At 41.0% G+C, this 17528-nt stretch carries 18 protein-coding genes and 1 pseudogene; 9 read left to right on the top strand and 10 right to left on the bottom strand.

Annotated features, from left to right (window positions below):
* The 4 genes from M3O96_RS21200 to lpdA all read right to left on the bottom strand — a co-directional run.
* Positions 1-1013 (bottom strand): threonine aldolase family protein (locus M3O96_RS21200; RefSeq protein WP_249724711.1); only part of this gene is annotated, 1013 nt, incomplete at its 3' end.
* Between the two features lie 255 nt (positions 1014-1268).
* A complete protein-coding gene (locus M3O96_RS21195; RefSeq protein WP_249724698.1) occupies positions 1269-2228 on the bottom strand; it encodes a glycerophosphodiester phosphodiesterase family protein in 960 nt (319 codons plus the stop codon).
* Positions 2221-2673 carry a DUF2721 domain-containing protein gene (locus tag M3O96_RS21190; RefSeq protein WP_249724695.1) on the bottom strand — a complete coding sequence of 151 codons (453 nt, stop codon included), beginning with the start codon at positions 2671-2673 and terminating at the stop codon, positions 2221-2223. The genes M3O96_RS21195 and M3O96_RS21190 overlap by 8 nt, the downstream gene beginning before the upstream one ends.
* 90 nt (positions 2674-2763) lie before the next feature.
* On the bottom strand, positions 2764-4164 hold the full coding sequence (lpdA, locus tag M3O96_RS21185; RefSeq protein WP_249724692.1) for a dihydrolipoyl dehydrogenase: 1401 nt from the start codon (positions 4162-4164) through the stop codon (positions 2764-2766).
* A 227-nt stretch (positions 4165-4391) separates the two neighbouring features.
* On the opposite strand from lpdA, the pseudogene M3O96_RS22225 reads away from it, so the two are divergent.
* The 3 genes and pseudogenes from M3O96_RS22225 to M3O96_RS21170 all read left to right on the top strand — a co-directional run bounded on the left by M3O96_RS22225 (position 4392) and on the right by M3O96_RS21170 (position 7131).
* Positions 4392-4777, top strand: a pseudogene (locus M3O96_RS22225) (GxxExxY protein).
* 156 nt (positions 4778-4933) lie between these two features.
* Entirely contained in the window at positions 4934-5680 is a 747-nt protein-coding gene (gene fabG, locus M3O96_RS21175) for a 3-oxoacyl-[acyl-carrier-protein] reductase (protein WP_249724672.1), read from the top strand.
* Between the two features lie 146 nt (positions 5681-5826).
* Positions 5827-7131 carry a M23 family metallopeptidase gene (locus M3O96_RS21170; protein WP_249724651.1) on the top strand — a complete coding sequence of 435 codons (1305 nt, stop codon included), beginning with the start codon at positions 5827-5829 and terminating at the stop codon, positions 7129-7131.
* 89 nt (positions 7132-7220) lie between these two features.
* Here M3O96_RS21170 and M3O96_RS21165 read toward each other — a convergent pair whose 3' ends face one another.
* Positions 7221-8414 (bottom strand): DUF4221 family protein, encoded by a 1194-nt coding sequence (locus M3O96_RS21165; RefSeq protein WP_249724648.1) that lies wholly within the window; start codon positions 8412-8414, stop codon positions 7221-7223.
* Positions 8415-8528: 114 nt separating this feature from the next.
* On the bottom strand, positions 8529-8762 hold the full coding sequence (locus tag M3O96_RS21160; protein WP_249724645.1) for a hypothetical protein: 234 nt from the start codon (positions 8760-8762) through the stop codon (positions 8529-8531).
* Between the two features lie 158 nt (positions 8763-8920).
* Between M3O96_RS21160 and M3O96_RS21155 the strand changes: the two genes are divergently transcribed.
* The 4 genes from M3O96_RS21155 (at position 8921) to M3O96_RS21140 (ending at position 11062) form a co-directional block, all read left to right on the top strand.
* Complete coding sequence (locus tag M3O96_RS21155) at positions 8921-9769, top strand: SPFH domain-containing protein (protein WP_249724642.1); 849 nt, start codon at positions 8921-8923, stop codon at positions 9767-9769.
* A gap of 6 nt (positions 9770-9775) precedes the next feature.
* Entirely contained in the window at positions 9776-10264 is a 489-nt protein-coding gene (locus M3O96_RS21150) for a hypothetical protein (protein ID WP_249724639.1), read from the top strand.
* A 143-nt stretch (positions 10265-10407) separates the two neighbouring features.
* A complete protein-coding gene (locus M3O96_RS21145; RefSeq protein ID WP_249724631.1) occupies positions 10408-10893 on the top strand; it encodes a hypothetical protein in 486 nt (161 codons plus the stop codon).
* Positions 10883-11062, top strand: a complete 180-nt coding sequence (locus M3O96_RS21140; protein ID WP_249724628.1) for a type II toxin-antitoxin system antitoxin — start codon at positions 10883-10885, stop codon at positions 11060-11062. The genes M3O96_RS21145 and M3O96_RS21140 overlap by 11 nt, the downstream gene beginning before the upstream one ends.
* A gap of 17 nt (positions 11063-11079) precedes the next feature.
* Here the strand turns inward: M3O96_RS21140 and M3O96_RS21135 are convergent, their stop codons facing one another.
* The 3 genes from M3O96_RS21135 to M3O96_RS21125 are packed head-to-tail and all read right to left on the bottom strand — an operon-like array spanning position 11080 to position 15232.
* The gene (locus M3O96_RS21135; RefSeq protein WP_249724608.1) at positions 11080-12561 is read right to left on the bottom strand and encodes a TolC family protein; all 1482 of its coding nucleotides are present in this window, start codon (positions 12559-12561) and stop codon (positions 11080-11082) included.
* A complete protein-coding gene (locus tag M3O96_RS21130; protein WP_249724605.1) occupies positions 12554-13888 on the bottom strand; it encodes an ABC transporter permease in 1335 nt (444 codons plus the stop codon). The genes M3O96_RS21135 and M3O96_RS21130 overlap by 8 nt, the downstream gene beginning before the upstream one ends.
* Before the next feature lie 9 nt (positions 13889-13897).
* Positions 13898-15232: an efflux RND transporter periplasmic adaptor subunit gene (locus tag M3O96_RS21125; RefSeq protein WP_249724585.1), complete on the bottom strand. Its 1335-nt coding sequence runs from the start codon at positions 15230-15232 to the stop codon at positions 13898-13900.
* 199 nt (positions 15233-15431) lie between these two features.
* Here M3O96_RS21125 and M3O96_RS21120 point away from each other — a divergent pair, with 199 nt between their 5' ends.
* Both M3O96_RS21120 and M3O96_RS21115 read left to right on the top strand, forming a co-directional pair.
* The gene (locus M3O96_RS21120; protein ID WP_249724566.1) at positions 15432-16196 is read left to right on the top strand and encodes a class I SAM-dependent methyltransferase; all 765 of its coding nucleotides are present in this window, start codon (positions 15432-15434) and stop codon (positions 16194-16196) included.
* 150 nt (positions 16197-16346) lie between these two features.
* Positions 16347-16496 (top strand): hypothetical protein, encoded by a 150-nt coding sequence (locus M3O96_RS21115; RefSeq protein ID WP_249724563.1) that lies wholly within the window; start codon positions 16347-16349, stop codon positions 16494-16496.
* A 49-nt stretch (positions 16497-16545) separates the two neighbouring features.
* Here the strand turns inward: M3O96_RS21115 and M3O96_RS21110 are convergent, their stop codons facing one another.
* Positions 16546-17334 carry a hypothetical protein gene (locus M3O96_RS21110; protein ID WP_249724560.1) on the bottom strand — a complete coding sequence of 263 codons (789 nt, stop codon included), beginning with the start codon at positions 17332-17334 and terminating at the stop codon, positions 16546-16548.
* Positions 17335-17528: the final 194 nt, after the last annotated feature.

Here is a 17528-nt window from a genome sequence, read left to right as displayed (position 1 = left end):
CTTATTTCCCTGATCCTTCTTCCAAACTCCTCCAATCCCTCATCTCCAAAATCCAGGTGAGTGACAAACCTGATTTGGTCTTTGCCGAAGCGGACTGCTTTGATGCCCACAGCATCCAATTTTTGAAGCATTTCGGCTGGAGTGATGTTTTTCAATCTTGCAATGACGATGTTGGTAACAACAGGAAAAACTTCCGATACAAAGGGATGTTGCTCCAAAATCTCCCCTAGTTTCTTTGCCCTGTCATGGTCTTCGGTCAGTCTTTTGACTTGGTAATCAAGGGCATAGATTCCCGCTGCCGCCAAAAAACCCGCCTGCCTCATCCCGCCACCAAATGATTTTCTGACTTTTCTAGCCCGCTTGATATCTTCTTTTGATCCTAGAAGAACAGATCCTACCGGACAACCCAAACCTTTGCTCAGGCAAACAGAAATAGTATCGAACATCGCTCCCCAAGCTTTGGGACTTTCGCCGGTGACTACCAAAGCATTGAAAATCCTTGCTCCGTCCAAGTGGAGTTTGATCCCATGCTGCTCGCAAAGGGCGCGGATGGGTTTGACTTCCTCTAAAGTATAAATACTGCCACCGCCTTTGTTCATGGTGTTTTCAAGCGATACCAGGGTTGTTTCAGGCGCATGTACATCATCAGGATTGATGGCATCGGCGATGTCAGAAGGATTGATTTTTCCATATTCCCCATCCAAAAGTTTGACCGAAGCATGGGAGTTGGACATGATGCCCCCACCTTCATAGAGGTAGATGTGAGAATACTTGTGACAGATCAACTCAGTTTGAGGCCGTGTATGGAGTCGGATCGCAATCTGATTGGTCATGGTGCCGGAAGGGCAAAAGAGCCCCGCTTCCATGCCGAACATATCCGCTAACTTCTGCTCCAAGGCATTGACAGTCGGGTCTTCACCAAATACATCATCGCCAATCTGAGCTGACCACATGGCTTCAAGCATGCCTTTCGTTGGCTTGGTGAGGGTATCTGAACGTAAGTCTATAATCATTTGGATGAATTGGTTTAAAACAAATAAGGTGGAAATATGCTAAGCGAAATAAATGGAAATATGCCTATGGCGAAATATTAATTGAGATATGCTTCGCGAAATAAATGGAAATATGCTTCGCGAAATAATCTTACGGCATCAAGCCTTATTTCCATTTTATATCAACCTTATTTCTACTTTATTTCTATCGTATTTCTACTTTATTTCTATCGTATTTCTACTTTATTTCAATCGTATTTCAATCGTATTTCAACTTTATTTCCCAGGTATTTCAAAGTATTTGCTTTTCGGGCTTTTCTCAGGAATCAGGGATTTGATTGCCTCTGCTGCCTCAATCGGTCGGTCGGTAGCAAGAATATCCGCTCCGTTTTTGACCAAATCAACATAAACTTGATTTCCTCTTGCAATCGCACTTTTGTCAAGGTTTCCCATTACACCCAAAATCGTAAACACGCCCATCTCATGCAACTTGGAGTTGAACTCCGGAGATCTTTCCGATGTACCTGTAAATGCAATCCACTGATCTACGGGTATTCCTGAATCCTCAAATCTTTTCAATTCTTCCTCATTGCGGATAGTCACGGAAAGCATTAAGTCTGGATGAAGTTGGAAGATTTTTTTTGCTGCTTCAATACTGTAGGTGATAACCGCAGCATAGGCTTCTGCCTTGTGTTGTTGGATGACATCCACGACCAATTCAAAAGGAACTTCGCGCTTGATGTCCACCGTAAACAAAACCTTTCCTTTGCCCCAAATCAATGCTTCTTCCAAAGTCGGCACCTGAAAATCTGTTCCTTTTCCATCATTATCCACCAGCTTCAGTTTCCTGATTTCCTCAAAAGTAAGGTCAATGACTTTGCCCGAACCATTGGTCGTTCTCTCCAAGGTATTGTCATGCATCAAAACCAAAACAGAATCTTTGGAAAGTGCCACATCAAATTCAATGATGGAAGCCGTATGTTCGATGACGTTTTGAAACGTCTCAATGGCATTTTCAGGGAATCCCGGATAAGGGCCACCCCGGTGCGCGCTGACCAAAGGAATTCGGTCTGAGGTCCAAGAATAAAACTCTTTGGCTTCTTTTGTCGATTCTACGAAAATCCTGTATTCAGTGGATTTTTGACTTGTCTTGGTATTTCCTGTTTTGGAAGTATTACAGGAAAAAAGAATTAATCCCAATAATACAATTCTAAACGTGCTGCTTAATTTACTCATCGTTTTTATCTTTTTTGAACCAAAAATCAAGGCTGCTTTTTCTTTTCTCAAATAGGTTTTCCATATCCTGCAATTCGAGTTCAAGGGCTTGGTTGGAGATGAAAACCTCCACCAAAGATATAGCCAGGGAAATTAATAACGTCAGCATACTTGCTATAAACACATAATCCGCTGCAGGTTGAACTTCCCTAAATATGAGGTACATACAAACCACACAGAGGAAGAAACTCAACACCCCGCACAATTGCATGTATTTGATCATGCTGAGACGGCGCTTGAGGTTGTGAATCTGTTCAATGATAATTTCCTGATCGGGGTTTTCCAAAAATTTTTTATGAAGTCCCCGAATCAAACTCGCAACGGCCAAAAACCTGTTGGTAAAAGCAAGCATCATCAAGGTAATGGCCGAAAAAAGAAGGGCCGGAGTGGATATTTGGAGTTCCATGGTCAGTTCAATTTAAATAAGATTTAAGATAAAAAACAAAAACCCGGAAAGACTTCCGGGCTTCGTATATGCCAATAAAAGCAATCTCAATTAAAGGTGGATCACCTCTCCATAAGCCTGTGCAGCAGCTTCCATGATGGCTTCTGACATCGTTGGATGCGGATGAACAGTCTTGATCAAATCCATGCCTGTTGTCTCTAATTTGCGGATAGCAACGATCTCGGCAATCATTTCGGTGACATTTGCTCCGATCATGTGAGCGCCTAAAAGCTCTCCGTACTTGGCATCGAAAATCAATTTGACAAAACCATCTTTGGCTCCGGCAGCAGATGCTTTACCTGATGCAGAGAAAGGAAACTTGCCGACTTTCAACTCATAGCCTGCTTCTTTTGCTTTGGCTTCGGTATATCCGACAGAGGCGATCTCAGGAATACAATAAGTACAGCCCGGGATATTGTTGTAATCAAGCGGTTCAGGATGGTGGTTGGCAATTTTTTCCACACAGATAATTCCCTCGGCTGAAGCCACATGTGCCAAAGCAGGGCCTGTAGTGACATCACCAATGGCGTAATAGCCTGGCATATTGGTCTTGTAGAATTCGTCAACCTTGATTTTTCCTCTTTCTACCAAAATCCCCACATCCTCCAATCCTATGTTTTCCACATTGGAAACCACTCCGACAGCGGATAGGACCATGTCGCATTCGATCACGGACTCTTCACCTTTTTTATTTTTTACGGTGACTTTACAACCTTGACCACTGGTATCAACAGCAGTCACTTCGCTGGAAGTCATGATTTTTATTCCCTTTTTCTTGTAAATTTTTTCCAAAGCCTTGGATACTTCTTCGTCTTCGATAGGAACAATCCTGTCCATAAATTCCACGATCGTCACTTCAGTACCAATAGAGTTATACACATAGGCAAACTCAACTCCGATGGCGCCTGAACCAACCACAACCATTTTGGCCGGTTTCTTTTCCAAAACCATGGCTTTGCGGTAGCCGACGATTTTTTCATTGTCGATCTTGATAGCAGGAAGCTCTCTCGCCCGGCCGCCTGTTGCGATGATGATATGGTCTGCAACATAGACGGTTTTCTTTCCTTCGCTGTCTGCGACTTCTATTTTTTTGCCGGGCTGTATTTTGCCCCAACCTAAAATCTGGTCTATTTTATTTTTCTTAAGCAAAAACTGAACTCCTTTGGACATTCCGGCTGCCACATCACGGCTTCTTTTGATCATGTTTGGAAAATCTACTTCCGCACCATTTACCTTGATACCATAATCTTCAGAATGGCTGATATATTCGAAAACCTGCGCACTTTTGATCAAAGCTTTGGTAGGAATACAACCCCAATTGAGGCATATCCCGCCCACTTCGGCGGCTTCCACTATGGCAGTTTTCAGCCCCAACTGAGAAGCGCGGATCGCCGCCACATACCCACCTGGACCGGAACCCAAAACAATCACATCATATTTTGTTGAAGACATATTCTTACTAGTTAATATTAAATAAGCTTCGCAAAAATAGGGCTTTTAGGCTGAGAAAAAAATCAATGATAGACATCATTTGCATCACGCAGAGCCGCAGAGAAAAATAAAAGGAGGTTCAATATGAATATAAACCACATTGATTTAGTCTACTAAGTTGGGCCTTGGACACTAAACTTTGCAAAATTTTAAGCTAATTTTTGGATGTCAGGAAAAGCACCGTCAATATGAAAGAAAATGAGATATCAAGAGAAATTGTAGATGCTTGTTATAAAATCCACAGCCAACTGGGTCCTGGGCTTTATGAAAGTGTCTATGAAAATATTCTCTTTTATGAATTGGTAAAAAAGGCCTGAAAGTCCAAAAAGAAATACCAATTGATGTGATATGGGATGGATTGGTTTTTGAGCAAGGTTTTAGAGCGGATTTAATCGTAGAGGAGAAGGTATTGGTAGAGTTAAAATCAGTGGATGAAATCTCCAAAAAGCATTATAAACAAGTTTTGACCTACTTGAAATTGACAAATCTGAGGCTTGGCTTATTGATCAATTTTAATGAAAACTTGATCAAAGATGGAATTCGAAGAATAGTCAACGGATTGGAAGATCAATAATTAGAATTTGAAAATAACCAAACCTGAATTTTTGAATAAATTCCCCTTTTTTGAAAATCCCTCCTTTTTCCCCTTTCGCGTCTCTGCGTGAGCAACCATTAAACCAAATTTTTCTTATTTTTGGGTTTTTAACAGAAACCAACCAAAGAAAATAAAATGGGATTATTAAGCGGAAAAACAGCTCTGATCACCGGGGCATCCAAAGGAATCGGTAAGGCAATCGCTGTACGGTTCGCACAGGAAGGTGCCAACGTGGCTTTTACATACCTTTCAAGTGTAGAAAAAGGACAGGCACTTGAGTCAGAATTGACAGCCTTCGGAATCAAAGCAAAAGGGTATCGTTCGGATGCTTCTGACTTCAAAGCTGCCGAGGAACTTGTCACCGGCGTGGTGGCTGAATTCGGCAGTTTGGACATTTTGGTCAACAATGCCGGTATCACTCGCGACAATCTCCTGATGAGAATGACCGAAGAGGCTTGGGATGAAGTCATTGGCGTCAACCTCAAATCCTGCTTCAATACTGTCAAAGCCGCAACCCGCCCCATGATGAAAGCCAGATCAGGTTCCATCATCAACATCACCTCTGTTGTGGGCATCAAAGGCAATGCCGGACAGGCCAATTATGCGGCCTCCAAATCCGGGATTATCGGCTTTACCAAATCAGTGGCTTTGGAATTGGGATCAAGAAATATCAGAGCCAATGCCGTTGCTCCGGGATTTATCGAAACGGAAATGACAGCCGTATTGGATGAGAAAACTGTCCAAAGCTGGAGAGACGGCATTCCGATGAAGCGAGGCGGCCAACCTGATGAAGTTGCCAATGCCTGCGTATTCCTAGCTTCGGATATGAGTTCGTATATTTCAGGACAGGTGATCCAAGTAGATGGAGCGATGCTTACCTGAGAAGCGAGAAATTAGAGGCGAGAGGCGAGAGGCGAGAAAAAAGACCCTGTCAAAATCGTTGATTTTTTGACAGGGTTTATTTTTTGAATATGATTAAAAGAATACCTCTAAAATTATAATGCACGGTTTTTGTATCTGCTTAGGATATGAATACCAAGACATTAACATTAATTATTATTTCAGTCATTTTTTTAGGGGCTTGTAATGGCACTAGTATCCGGAAAGTATTGAGACCGAGCAATCCATATGATCAGTATAGAAACTTTCTTCAATCTCCGGAATTTGAAAATGCGGCAGTAGTCAGGGAGTGGGTTCAGGCGGGAGAAACTGCGCTTTCTTCTCCGATCGAAATCAATCTTCCCTATCAGGAAATATCCCATTTTGACAAAAACCAACCACATGCCATTTATATCGAATTTGAAGCAAAAGAAGGACAATTGATTTCAATCCAAGTGGAACTGATTTCAAACCCAAATTCCAAATTCTTTATCGATCTATATGAAAACAGGGATAATGAACTTAAGAACATCCAATTTGCAAAAGACACCAACAGGCTTGAATATCAAGTGAATAATCCTGGCAGCTTAGGACTAAGAGTTCAACCAGAGCTCTTTAGAGGTGGAATAGTAGAAATTACCATCCAACAGAATCCCTCCTTGGCCTTTCCCATTAGTGGCAAAAACCACCGATCCATTGCTTCTTTTTTTGGTGTTCCCCGTGATGGTGGAAGAAGGGTTCATGAAGGCATTGATGTCTTTGCACCAAGAGGAACCCCGATCACCTCTGTGAGTCCCGGGAGAGTCAGTCGTGTCGGTGTCAATAATTTGGGAGGCAAAACAGTTCGAGTCAGCCATGAAGGTTACTCCTATTATTACGCACATCTTGATTCACAATTAGTCCAAAGCGGCCAAACTATCAGCATTGGAGATACTTTAGGGACGGTGGGAAATACAGGAAACGCCATTTCCACAGCTCCGCACTTGCACTTTGGCATTTACTCAAGAGGGTGGGGTGCGGTGGATCCATTTCCATTTTTTGAAGAAATAGAATTAAAAAATACCCAAACTGTGGCAGACACTAGCAACTTGGGTGAATATGGCCGAGTTCAAGTTGCTTCAGCTAACCTGAGAAACCAACCCAATACGAATGCAGACATCAGCCAAAAGCTTTCTCAAAACGAAATCTTCAAAGTTCAAGGGAAAACAAATGACTGGTATAGAGTAATCCTTCCGGATGGAAAAATCGGCTATCTTTTTGAAAACCTGATCACGCATGACCTGTCAACAATCGAGGATGTAGAAGAAAATGAGGGACTGATGATTCGGGAAATTTTTTCTGAAATCCCGAGCTTTGATGCTTCCAAACTCGGTAAAAAATTAGAAATCATCGGAGAATACCAAGGCTCAAAACTTCTCAGAACTGAATCGGGAGGCAAATATTGGGCTTTTTAACCTTTGAGTGCGCCGCTGTGCATCCGAAGGTTTGATCTAGGAGAAATGCTTTCGGATAATTTTTCTAATCCCTTAGCCCACTCAGATAGCTATTTTTTCACTTTCGACAAATCAATCTTGTAAAACTCGTATTGGTCCTCATTGGGTTGTTCGGGTTTATTGATAAATAATCTTCCCCCAGTCAAAAACCAGTTTTCCAGATCCAATGCACCTCCAAAGTCAAAAAAATATTCTCCTATCGCTTCCCAATCACTTGAATAAAAAGACAACACATAGTGTTTGGTCCTTTCAAATTTGGTTTCCGCTTCCCCTGATTCATTGATTTTTGAAGCTCTCACGAATAGATTATTTATGGGATCGTATAACAAGAAGATATGAGCTGAGGATTCCTTTGGCAAATCCCAACTCATAAATCTCCCATTTCTTTTCTCCTCACTTGGAAAATATTTAAATAAATCGGAACCTTTGGGTTTAAATTTTTCTAGAAGCTTAAGACTGCTCAATTTATAAATAGAATCAGAATACGGCCAACCAAGGAAATATTCCTTCCTGTCTGAATCAAAAGCACCCATGAGATAGGTGGAAGTCATATCATTTTGAAATGAACCATATTCACCGGGAATTTCAAAATCGGAATGTCTCACCTCTTTTGTTTTTAGATTCATTTGCACCAGCCAATTTTTAAAATCAAGTGGAAATTCTGATCGGGTTTCACTAGTCTTTGGGTTTAGGTTTTTAAATAAATTGGATGGGTTTTGACCAATTTGAACCCAATCCCCATCTTTGAAGAGCAAACCTTTCCTTCCTTCTAATTGAACATATTCATCTCTAGCCGAAGGAACATCTAAAAGTATATCCCAATTTTGAGACAGATTCCCCAAACTATCATATAAACCTACCTCATTTGCCCTTACTACAACCAAGATTTCATTAGAATTTAAAACAAGGTTAAATGCGCCCATTCCACCCTTCAATGATTCGGGGCCTTCAGAGGGAATTTTTATTTCTTGGAATTTTTTACCGCTATTTAAATTATAAAACTTTAATACGGTTCCTTTATTTCCCGGTAAGCTAATAGGCAGTATCACCCAATCTTCCTCTCCGGGAACAGTTCGTAAATCGTAGATATATTTTGTGTCATTGTCTTTTTCTAAAACGATTGTTCCCACAATTAACTCCTCAAGCTTCCCTGAATATATTTCATCAGAAGCTTTTTCTCCACAGGAAAACAGTGTAATCGAAACAACAAATAACAGTATGAAGGGAAGAGGATTTTTAAGCATAACCCAAAATTAACAGATTAGTCGAGAAATCAAACCATTGCTCACTATGATTTAATCCCATAAAGTAATTTTAATTCGGAATGTATCTCATTTTGATAAAAAATAAAAAAATTTCTAATCATTAAATGGCCGCCCGTGTTTGGTGGTATAAATATCCTGCCTGGGTTCGGACAAAAAATCAAAAGAAGGGTTTTTGGAAAGTGCTTTTAACCAAGAATTTTCATCAATATCTTCTTCTTCCTCCACCAAAATCAAAACCCTAACCTCTTTGTTGGCGAGGTTCAGCTTTTCAGAAATTGATAAATTCCCGTTTTTGTCAGTTCTGGCCTTGATTTCTATCGCTTTCATTAAAATTTCATTTATCCAAATATAAGGATTCTCCATATAATATCTCCAACCGTCATTTTTCAAAGGGTTCTCTCTTTCCAAAAAAATTTCCCCAAAATGTAACTTTCTTATTCCAAACAAAGTATATTGCATTGATATCATTTTAATATCATAACAATATGGAAAAAATAAACAAACCTGCTTCCGGATACTTGATGGTTTTGGTGGTCATCGCCCTGATTCCTGCCACCGCGTTTTCATTTATCAATGAGCTCCATCTTTTGGGGGTAATCCTCGGATTTGCCTTTATCATTATCACACCTGGCTTTTTTACACTCCAACCTAATAGAGCCATGGTTTTGATTTTGTTTGGAGCTTACAAAGGAACTGTCAAGGCAAACGGTTTCTTTTGGGTGAACCCGTTTATGTCCAAACAAAAAATCTCCCTTCGGGTAAGGAATTTTGAAAACAAACCGCTCAAGGTAAACGACAAAATTGGTAACCCTGTCATGGTGGGTACCATAGTCGTTTGGCAAGTGGAAGACACTTTTAAGGCGACTTTTGATGTGGAAGATTATGAGAATTTCGTCCACCTTCAGACCGATGCTGCTGTCCGAAAAATGGCAGGAAAGTACCCATATGATGATTTTGAAGCCGAAAATGCGGAGATCACACTACGGTCAGGAGTAGAAGAAGTCAACCATTCTTTGGAAGAAGAAATCAAAGAAAGACTGAACCATGCCGGGATCAAAGTAATCGAAGCCAGGATTTCCCACCTCGCTTATTCGCAGGAAATCGCCTCGGCCATGCTTCAGAGACAACAAGCAACAGCCATTGTAGCTGCAAGAAGAAAAATCGTAGACGGCGCAGTTGGTATGGTAGAAATGGCGCTCGAAGACCTCAAAATCAAAGGCATCATCGACTTTGAAGAATCCAAGAAAGCATCCATGGTCAGCAACCTGATGGTGGTTCTCTGCTCCGATAGGAGCGTCAGTCCTGTCATGAATGTGGGAACACTCAATCAATAAGCCAGCATGGTAGTCAATGAGGTACATGGGTTTAGGGGTTCAATTCTCATGTATGGAATCATCCTATTGGAATTGCCAACCCTAATTCTATTGTTCGTCTTATGGCAAACAGGCAAATTGGGAGAGGACGGGCCTTTCGTAATGGGATTTGTATTTAGCCTCATGGTCATAGTGTTTACTCTTTTGATGAATATCAGGTTGGAATTACGATTGACAACCGATGGGTTATCCTACAGAAATCCTCCGTTCCTTAACCGATGGATTAAAATCTCCCCAAATGAAATGAAATCTATTGAAGTCAAAAAAATGGATGGATTATTGGAATACGGTGGGGTTGGAGTCAGGTTCTCCCGAAAAACCAAAGCCTATATTTTCTTTGCAGACCATGTGATAGAAGTCCAGCTGGCAAAGAAGAAACTGGTTTTTAGTACGCATAAACCCAGAGAGGTGGAGGAAATGATTTCTTATTGGAAAGAGAATGAAAATTTAAACTGACACTGGACATGTAAATAGCACAAAATCAAGCAAGGTCAATCAGTCCATGGTCAACAGTCCACAGCGACTACAATGGAACCTCAATCTGAGTATTCTATGGTCAGCAGCAACAAATCGTACACAAATAATAAATGGTGAAAAAAATGGCAAATTATATTTTCAAAGAAACCCAGAGATTTAACCAATTGTGGATTTGGATGCTGTTGGTATTTTCGGCAGGAATAGTTTTTTTCGCTGTTTTCATTCCAAATGAATCTGATCCAAGTGACCTATGGATTCCAATGGGTATCATTGGTCTGGTGTTTGTTATATTTCTATCCTTGACGCTCATTATCAGGATTGATTCTGATTCATTGTCATTTAGCTATTTCCCCTTTGTCAGCAAAAGGAAATACAACTTCGAGGAAATAGAATCCATGGAACTGAAGGAATATAATTCTCTATGGGAATATGGCGGCTGGGGTATTCGGTATAATTTTGATTCTTGGGCATACAATACCGGAGGGAGATTTGGCATCATGGTCAAGACCAAAGACAAAAAATTCCTACTTGGTACCCACAAGCCGGATGATGCCAAAAAAGCAGTTGCAATGTTTGAAGCATACAAATCAAAAAACCATGGCAGCTAAGAAACCATTTGCCTTACGCATAGACGAGAACCTCATGAAAGCGGTGGAGAAGTGGGCAGAAGATGAGTTCCGAAGTTCCAATGGGCAAATCGAGTGGATCATCTATGAGGCCTTGAAAAAATCAGGAAGACTTCCTTCGCAAACAAAAAAAGACCCGAATTCTGAATAGGATCCGGGTCTTGATTATTAATCTGCATCAGGATTATAAAGCAACTGATTGAATTCAAAATCATATAAAGTCAGCATCCTCAATTCATAGAAAGCTGTCCAATAATCCCGCAAGGACTGGATATACGCTCTCCGGTTTTGGTCTTTTTCTTGTTGGGCAATATTCAGATCCGTGATCGTCACATTTCCATTTTGATACCTCCTCAGTGAAATCTCATAACGTTTATCGGCAACTTTATCCGAAAGCTCGGTAATCTTTAACCTGTCAAGTAGCATTGCAAAATTCTTCACTTTGGTAAAGATCTCCTGCTCAAAATTGATGATGTCCTGCTCCACAGTATATTCCACCAACTGCTTGTTTGCCTGTGCCTGACCCATTCTAGCTTTATTTCTTCCCCAATCCAAGATCGGGATAGAAAATCCAAGATTGACCAAGGTCTGCCTGTTGGGATCCACATAAATATCTCCCCAAGTCAAGCCTGCATTGTTGAGACCATAACTCGCATTCAAAAGGACATTGAAGCGCTGCCCTCGCGCTAGGGCCACTGCTGATTCGGCTTCAAGTTTTCTTCTGTCAAATCCCATGGCATCGGCCCTGTTCAAAAAAGCGAATTCGATAGCTTCCTCCACATTGATTTCAATTGGCGTAATGGATTGTGGTGGAATCAAGGTCAGTTCAGCAGTTTCGTTAAGGCCGATATACGATTTGAGCCTGAGGTTATTGGCCTCTAGGTCAAGTTGCGCTTGGGCAAGATCCTGTCTAGCCTGCAATACCTGCAATTCAACCTGAAGCAATTTGTCTTCATAAGTAGTCCCGATATTATACCTACCCTGTTCGATTTTAAGGATTTCCTGAGTATTTGCGAGGTTTTTTGAGGCGATCTCCAGATTGACCTGTGACACCAAAAAATCAAAAAACAAAGTGGTCACTGTCATCCCAATCTGCTCCATTTCCTCCACATAATCTCTTTTGCTTTCTTCATAAATCAAAGGTTCGATTTTCCTGTCCCACTTTAAAGGATTAAAGGCAAAAATCGGTTGTCTCAACCGCACATTTACCGGAATTCCACTCCATTGGGTCTGAGGACTTCCTACGGGAGCAAGGAAATTATCAAACTTGGTAGTCGAGGAATTGACAGAAATATTACCACCTGTAGCTGCGATTTCTTGTTCGATTCCCAACTCTAGGTCCATAAAGTTTTGCCTTACTTCTCTAAACTCAATCGTTCCATCAGGCTGGGTGACATTGTTAAAGGCTTGGGAAAATCCGGGGATAGTACCGTTTAATCTTAGCTGTGGGTTAAAGTTAGATTGGTAAAACCGGTAATTCCAATACCTATTTTCTCTCCTTGTTTCAGCCCGGAGGGCGGCAGGAGATCTACCTTTTGCTCTGGCTACCATGTCTTCAAGGGTAAAAGAAATTTTTTCTTGCGAAAAAGACAGGATCGGGAATCCAACGCTTAACACAAATAGAATACTCAGAAAATAATGTTTACTCATACCTTAAAGAAGTTATAGGGTCCTGCATTGCTGCTTTTCTTGCCGGAGCGATCCCAAAGATCAAACCGACAGTCGCTGCGACGCCGAAAGAAAGTATAATGGAAGGAAGGGTAATGATGGTGGGGAAATCCCCAAAAGTGGATACCAAATGGGCCAATAAAACCCCCAATATTACTCCTATAATCCCTCCCGAAACACTGATCATGACTGCTTCAAACAGAAACTGGTTGACAATATCGGATTTTTTCGCACCTAACGAAAGCCTTAATCCTATTTCTTTAATCCGCTCCATGACCGAGGCCAACATGATATTCATGATTCCTATACCGCCTACCAAAAGGGATATTCCTGCGATGGCACCAAGGACGATATTGAAAATATTTTGGGTGCGCTGCTGTTGTTTGAGCAAAAGTTCAGGGATAGTAATTTCAAAGTCCACTACCATCATATGCCTCCTTTCGAGGAGCTTCGAAATCACCTCCGCAGTAGGATTTAAGGATTCGCTTTTTTCCACCTGAACGACTATTTTGTCTATTTGGTGGTAATTGAGATCTGCGTTAGACACCCCTTCTTCTTCCACTACTGCTGCTCCGGTCACTAGATCACGGTTTTTGAATCTGATCAACATCGTTTGGACGGGGACATACACATCCATGTTAAAATCCCGGATACCCAATTTGGAAATACTCTGCTCGGACACCAATCGCTCCTCCATCACCCCGATGACTTCGAGCCATTGATTTCCACTTTTGATCAATTTCCCAACGGGATTTTCTTTTGAAAAAAACTTAGTCTGCACAGACCTTCCAATGATACAGACCGGGTCGCCGTTGCGGAGATTCGACTCAGTAAACATTTTTCCTTCCCTAAGGTGAAAATCTAACACTTCAAAATAAGCGGGCGTGACACCCACCAGTTTGGCAGATCTTCTGATCCCACTTTTGACAAGATTTGTTTCAATGACAATTTCAGGGCTGATGTTTTTGATTCCAGGAATCATCTTCCTGATGGATTGGACATCATCCAGTTTCAATCCCGGTGAAAACTTTGACCTTTCTTCTTCCAAATCCGATTGTTCTGCAAGGTTTTGTTCCTCCTGATTTACCACGGGAGTAATTACGATGTTATTGACACCTACCAGTCTGATTTGTTCAAGGATTTCCTGTTGGGCACCGTTGCCGATGGCCAACATGGCAATTACGGCGGCAACTCCAAAAATAATTCCCAAGGCTGTCAGCAATGACCTTAATTTATTGGCAAGGACAGCTTCGAGTGCGATGTGGAAATTGGCTTTTAATCTTTCATTACGATCGAAAAGGGGGCTCATAGATACAATTTAATTAATGACAGGCCTGACTTGGTATCCCGGTATCATGGTAGAATCCGCTTTAGAAATCACGTCGTCTTCATTTAGGTTTCTTTTTCCATTCAACTCTGCCAATAAGCTGATGCTTGTATCTTTTGACCATTCTGGTGTAGATAAAAATATATCCTGCCCTTCTTCCAAACCCATTTCAATGATGACATCATTGGAATTTGCAACACCAAGTTTTACTTCCTGTTTTTGACCGTTCTTCAGGTAAACATAATTGATGCTGTCATTTTGGACATTGATGGCTTCCAAGGGAACATAGACCACGTCATTTCTTTCTTCAATTAAAATTGAATTGCTCGTGGTCATGGCAGGACGAAGCAGGCCGTCACTTTCATTTACCCTTACCAATACCTCAAATACTTTCGCATCGGAATTTGGTCTTTGCTGACCCACATTGGCCACTTGGATTACTTGTCCGGTGAGTTTTTTGTCCGGAAAAGCATCCAATCCGATCTGTACTTTTTGACCGACTTTGATTTTCCGTATATCCACTTCATTGATATAAGTAATGCTCTGCATGGTACTGAGGTCCGGCAAGGTGGCCACGACAGGATCCCATGAGCTTATTTGTGAACCTTCTTTTACTTTTCCTCCATAACCCTGATAATAGATAACCATACCGTTTTGTGGAGCAGTTACTGTGAATTTGTCCAAAGCGGCTTGCATTTGGGATACCTCTAGCTGGGACTCACGCAATTTGGCTGACACCTCGACCATCCTTGCTTTTTCCTGAAGGGACTTAATGCGATACCTCTCCTTTGCCTGTTCTAAATCCCTGATCGCTTTTTGGTGATTGTATTCGTTTTGCTTGATGATGGCAGGCGGCTCATATTGTGATTGGTCCAAAACAAGTTTTTTGGCACCTACTTCATATTCGAGGTTGATTAGGTTATCCCTTTCTAATCTCAGTACCAAAGAGGTATCCAACCTTGTCTGATCAAAAGTCGCCATGGTTTGCTCCAGGTCAAGACGCCTGTCTTCCATTCTCCCAAAAAGTTCTGTTTTATCAAGAGATGCGATAAAATCTCCCTTCTTCACCACTGTGCCCTCATCCACCATGGTTTCGATGGTGAAGTTTCCGATCCTATATCTTCGTGCCTCTACCGGTCCGAGGATCTGGATGGAATTCAGCGCCTGCAATTCTCCCGATGAAGTAATCTCTACTTTAAATTGACCTTTTTTTACTTCAGCCAAAATTTCGAAGTTCCCTTCTGTGCCTGAGGAAAAAAACAACCAATACACAAGGATCAAAGAGACTAAGATTCCTAAACCTATATAAATATTTTGCTTTTTCATGGTCGGAAAGATATTTTGGTTATTTCAAAGTTAGGGAAAAATGTCGTCAAAATCAGCCCAATAAGCAGGCTATAAAACCATTAAAGTAAATTCAATTAAGCGGTCAGGCCGGAAACAGAAATCCGAAAAATTGAAATGGATTTGATAAATTGCGCGCTCATGGGGGTTTTACCTCCCCAAAATCCGACCAAATCCTGATATGAAGTCATTGATCAGTTTTATTATCCGATATATCCCAAGGAAATATTTACAGCTAGTTTCCCATTTTTTCCTTCGGATTATGGGGGTCTTTTATCGGGGAAATCAGGTGACCTGCAATGTCTGTGACCATTCTTTCCAGAAGTTTTTGCCTTATGGGAGAAAAGGCCGAGACAATGCTCTCTGCCCAAACTGCCTGGCTTTGGAAAGACACCGACTGATGTGGTTGTTTTTGCAGCAAGAGACAAACTTCTTTACGGACAAACTCAAAGTTCTTCATATCGCTCCCGAGCTCTGCTTTATCGACCGGATGGAAGCCATGAAAAACCTCGAATACATCACCGCTGACATTGAGTCTCCGCTAGCCAAGGTCAAAATGGATGTCCATCAGATCCCATTTGAGGCCAATACTTTTGATGTCGTATTCTGTAACCATGTCATGGAACATGTCGATGACGATATCCTGGCATGCAGCGAGATCAACCGCGTGCTCAAACCCAACGGTTGGGGAATTATCCAATCCCCGGTCTACGACATTCCCGAGACCATAGAAGACAAAACCATCACCGATGCCTCCGAGCGCGAAAGGCTCTTCGGCCAAAGGGACCACGTCCGAAAATATGGGCATGACTACGCCAATCGCCTCAGCCAATCAGGACTTGATGTCCAAGAAAACATATTTGTCAAAACCCTCGATCCTGCACTTGTCCTAAAACATGCCTTGCCGGAGAATGAGGTGATTTTTTATTGCAAAAAGGGGAGATAAAGGATGAGGGTGAGAGGTGAGAGGTTTGTTTTAACTTTTATCCGGTTTTGAATGTCAATACTTCCCTCTTAAAAAAAGGGATTTAAATCAAAAGGTGCTTGGCATAAATGATACGATTAGATTCGGTTATGATACGAAAAATGTTATTTCTTGTCCATTCGGAAATATGCAAAGCGCCTCAGCCAATCAGGACTCGATGTCCAAGAAAACCTATTTGTCAAAACCCTCGATCCCGCCTTTGTCCTGAGACACGTCCTGCCGGAGAATGAGGTTAATTTTATTGTGAAAAAGGAAGGATAGGGTGAAGGGTGATTGGAAATGAAGGGAAAAATCTATCAAATATTTTTGATCAATTTCCCCAATTATAGAATATTTCTCCTTTATAGGTTTCAAGTCCCAAATTAAAAATCTCCTTGTAATTTTTCCCTTCTATTTGCACGATTTCTTTAAGCTTTGATTCGTCACCATCATATTGAAATATGAAACTTTTCAAAAAATAATATCCCGAATTCTCGACTGTAGATACAATTTCTCCGGAGTTATCAATTTCGTAATAAAAATAATGCCCTGGTAATTGCTTATTAAATTTTGCTCCGGCATCTTCAAATTTTTGAATGAACTCATCCACCAAAGCCAATGTGGAAGACTGATGGTATCCGATTGTTCCCCAATAAGTATTTTCTGGAACTCTTTTCGTGTTTTGTCTTACGAAGTCAATCCCATTTTTCTGGTTGAAAAGTATAGAAATGTCCAAGTCAGTAATTTTAAGTATTCCATTGTTTTTGAGGTTCGCATTATTTATTTCAATCTCATATTCACCATTTGAAATCCCATTCAAGTCAATCATACTTGTAGCAGGTCCAAGGGCTGTGAAACAAAAATCAGTCTTAAGTACTGAAGTAAAGGTAATTTTCAAAGAATTATCCTCTACTTCTTTATTTGTTATCAATGGATAGTTTAAACAAGGATAAATCCTTTCTGTCTTGGCGATTAAAGTCAAGCGTCTGGAGTTGGGTTCGAGGACTTCCTTTGCCTCTATGATTATCTTAGAATCAATTGGATTCGATTTCAAATCCAATTCATTGGTTTGGCAGGAAATAAGGAATAGTATAAAGCAGAAAGTTAAAAGTCTTTTCATACCAACATGACGCAAATCTATTTCTTTTTGTTGTGAACGGATTTATTGCCTAAGGGGATTATGAATCAAGAAACATCCGCTAAATCTAATTTCAAGTTCGTTGTCAGATCGTAATTTCTCAAAATAATGGCTCAAGCTCTATACGCTAGACTTCGTCTCACTTTTTGGGTTATCATAACTGATGTAATTGAAAT

Source organism: Aquiflexum sp. TKW24L, assembly GCF_023502205.1.
Classification (GTDB): domain Bacteria; phylum Bacteroidota; class Bacteroidia; order Cytophagales; family Cyclobacteriaceae; genus Cognataquiflexum.
The sequence above is the reverse complement of the archived record's forward strand: the minus strand, read 5'-3'. Positions and strand labels throughout refer to the sequence as shown.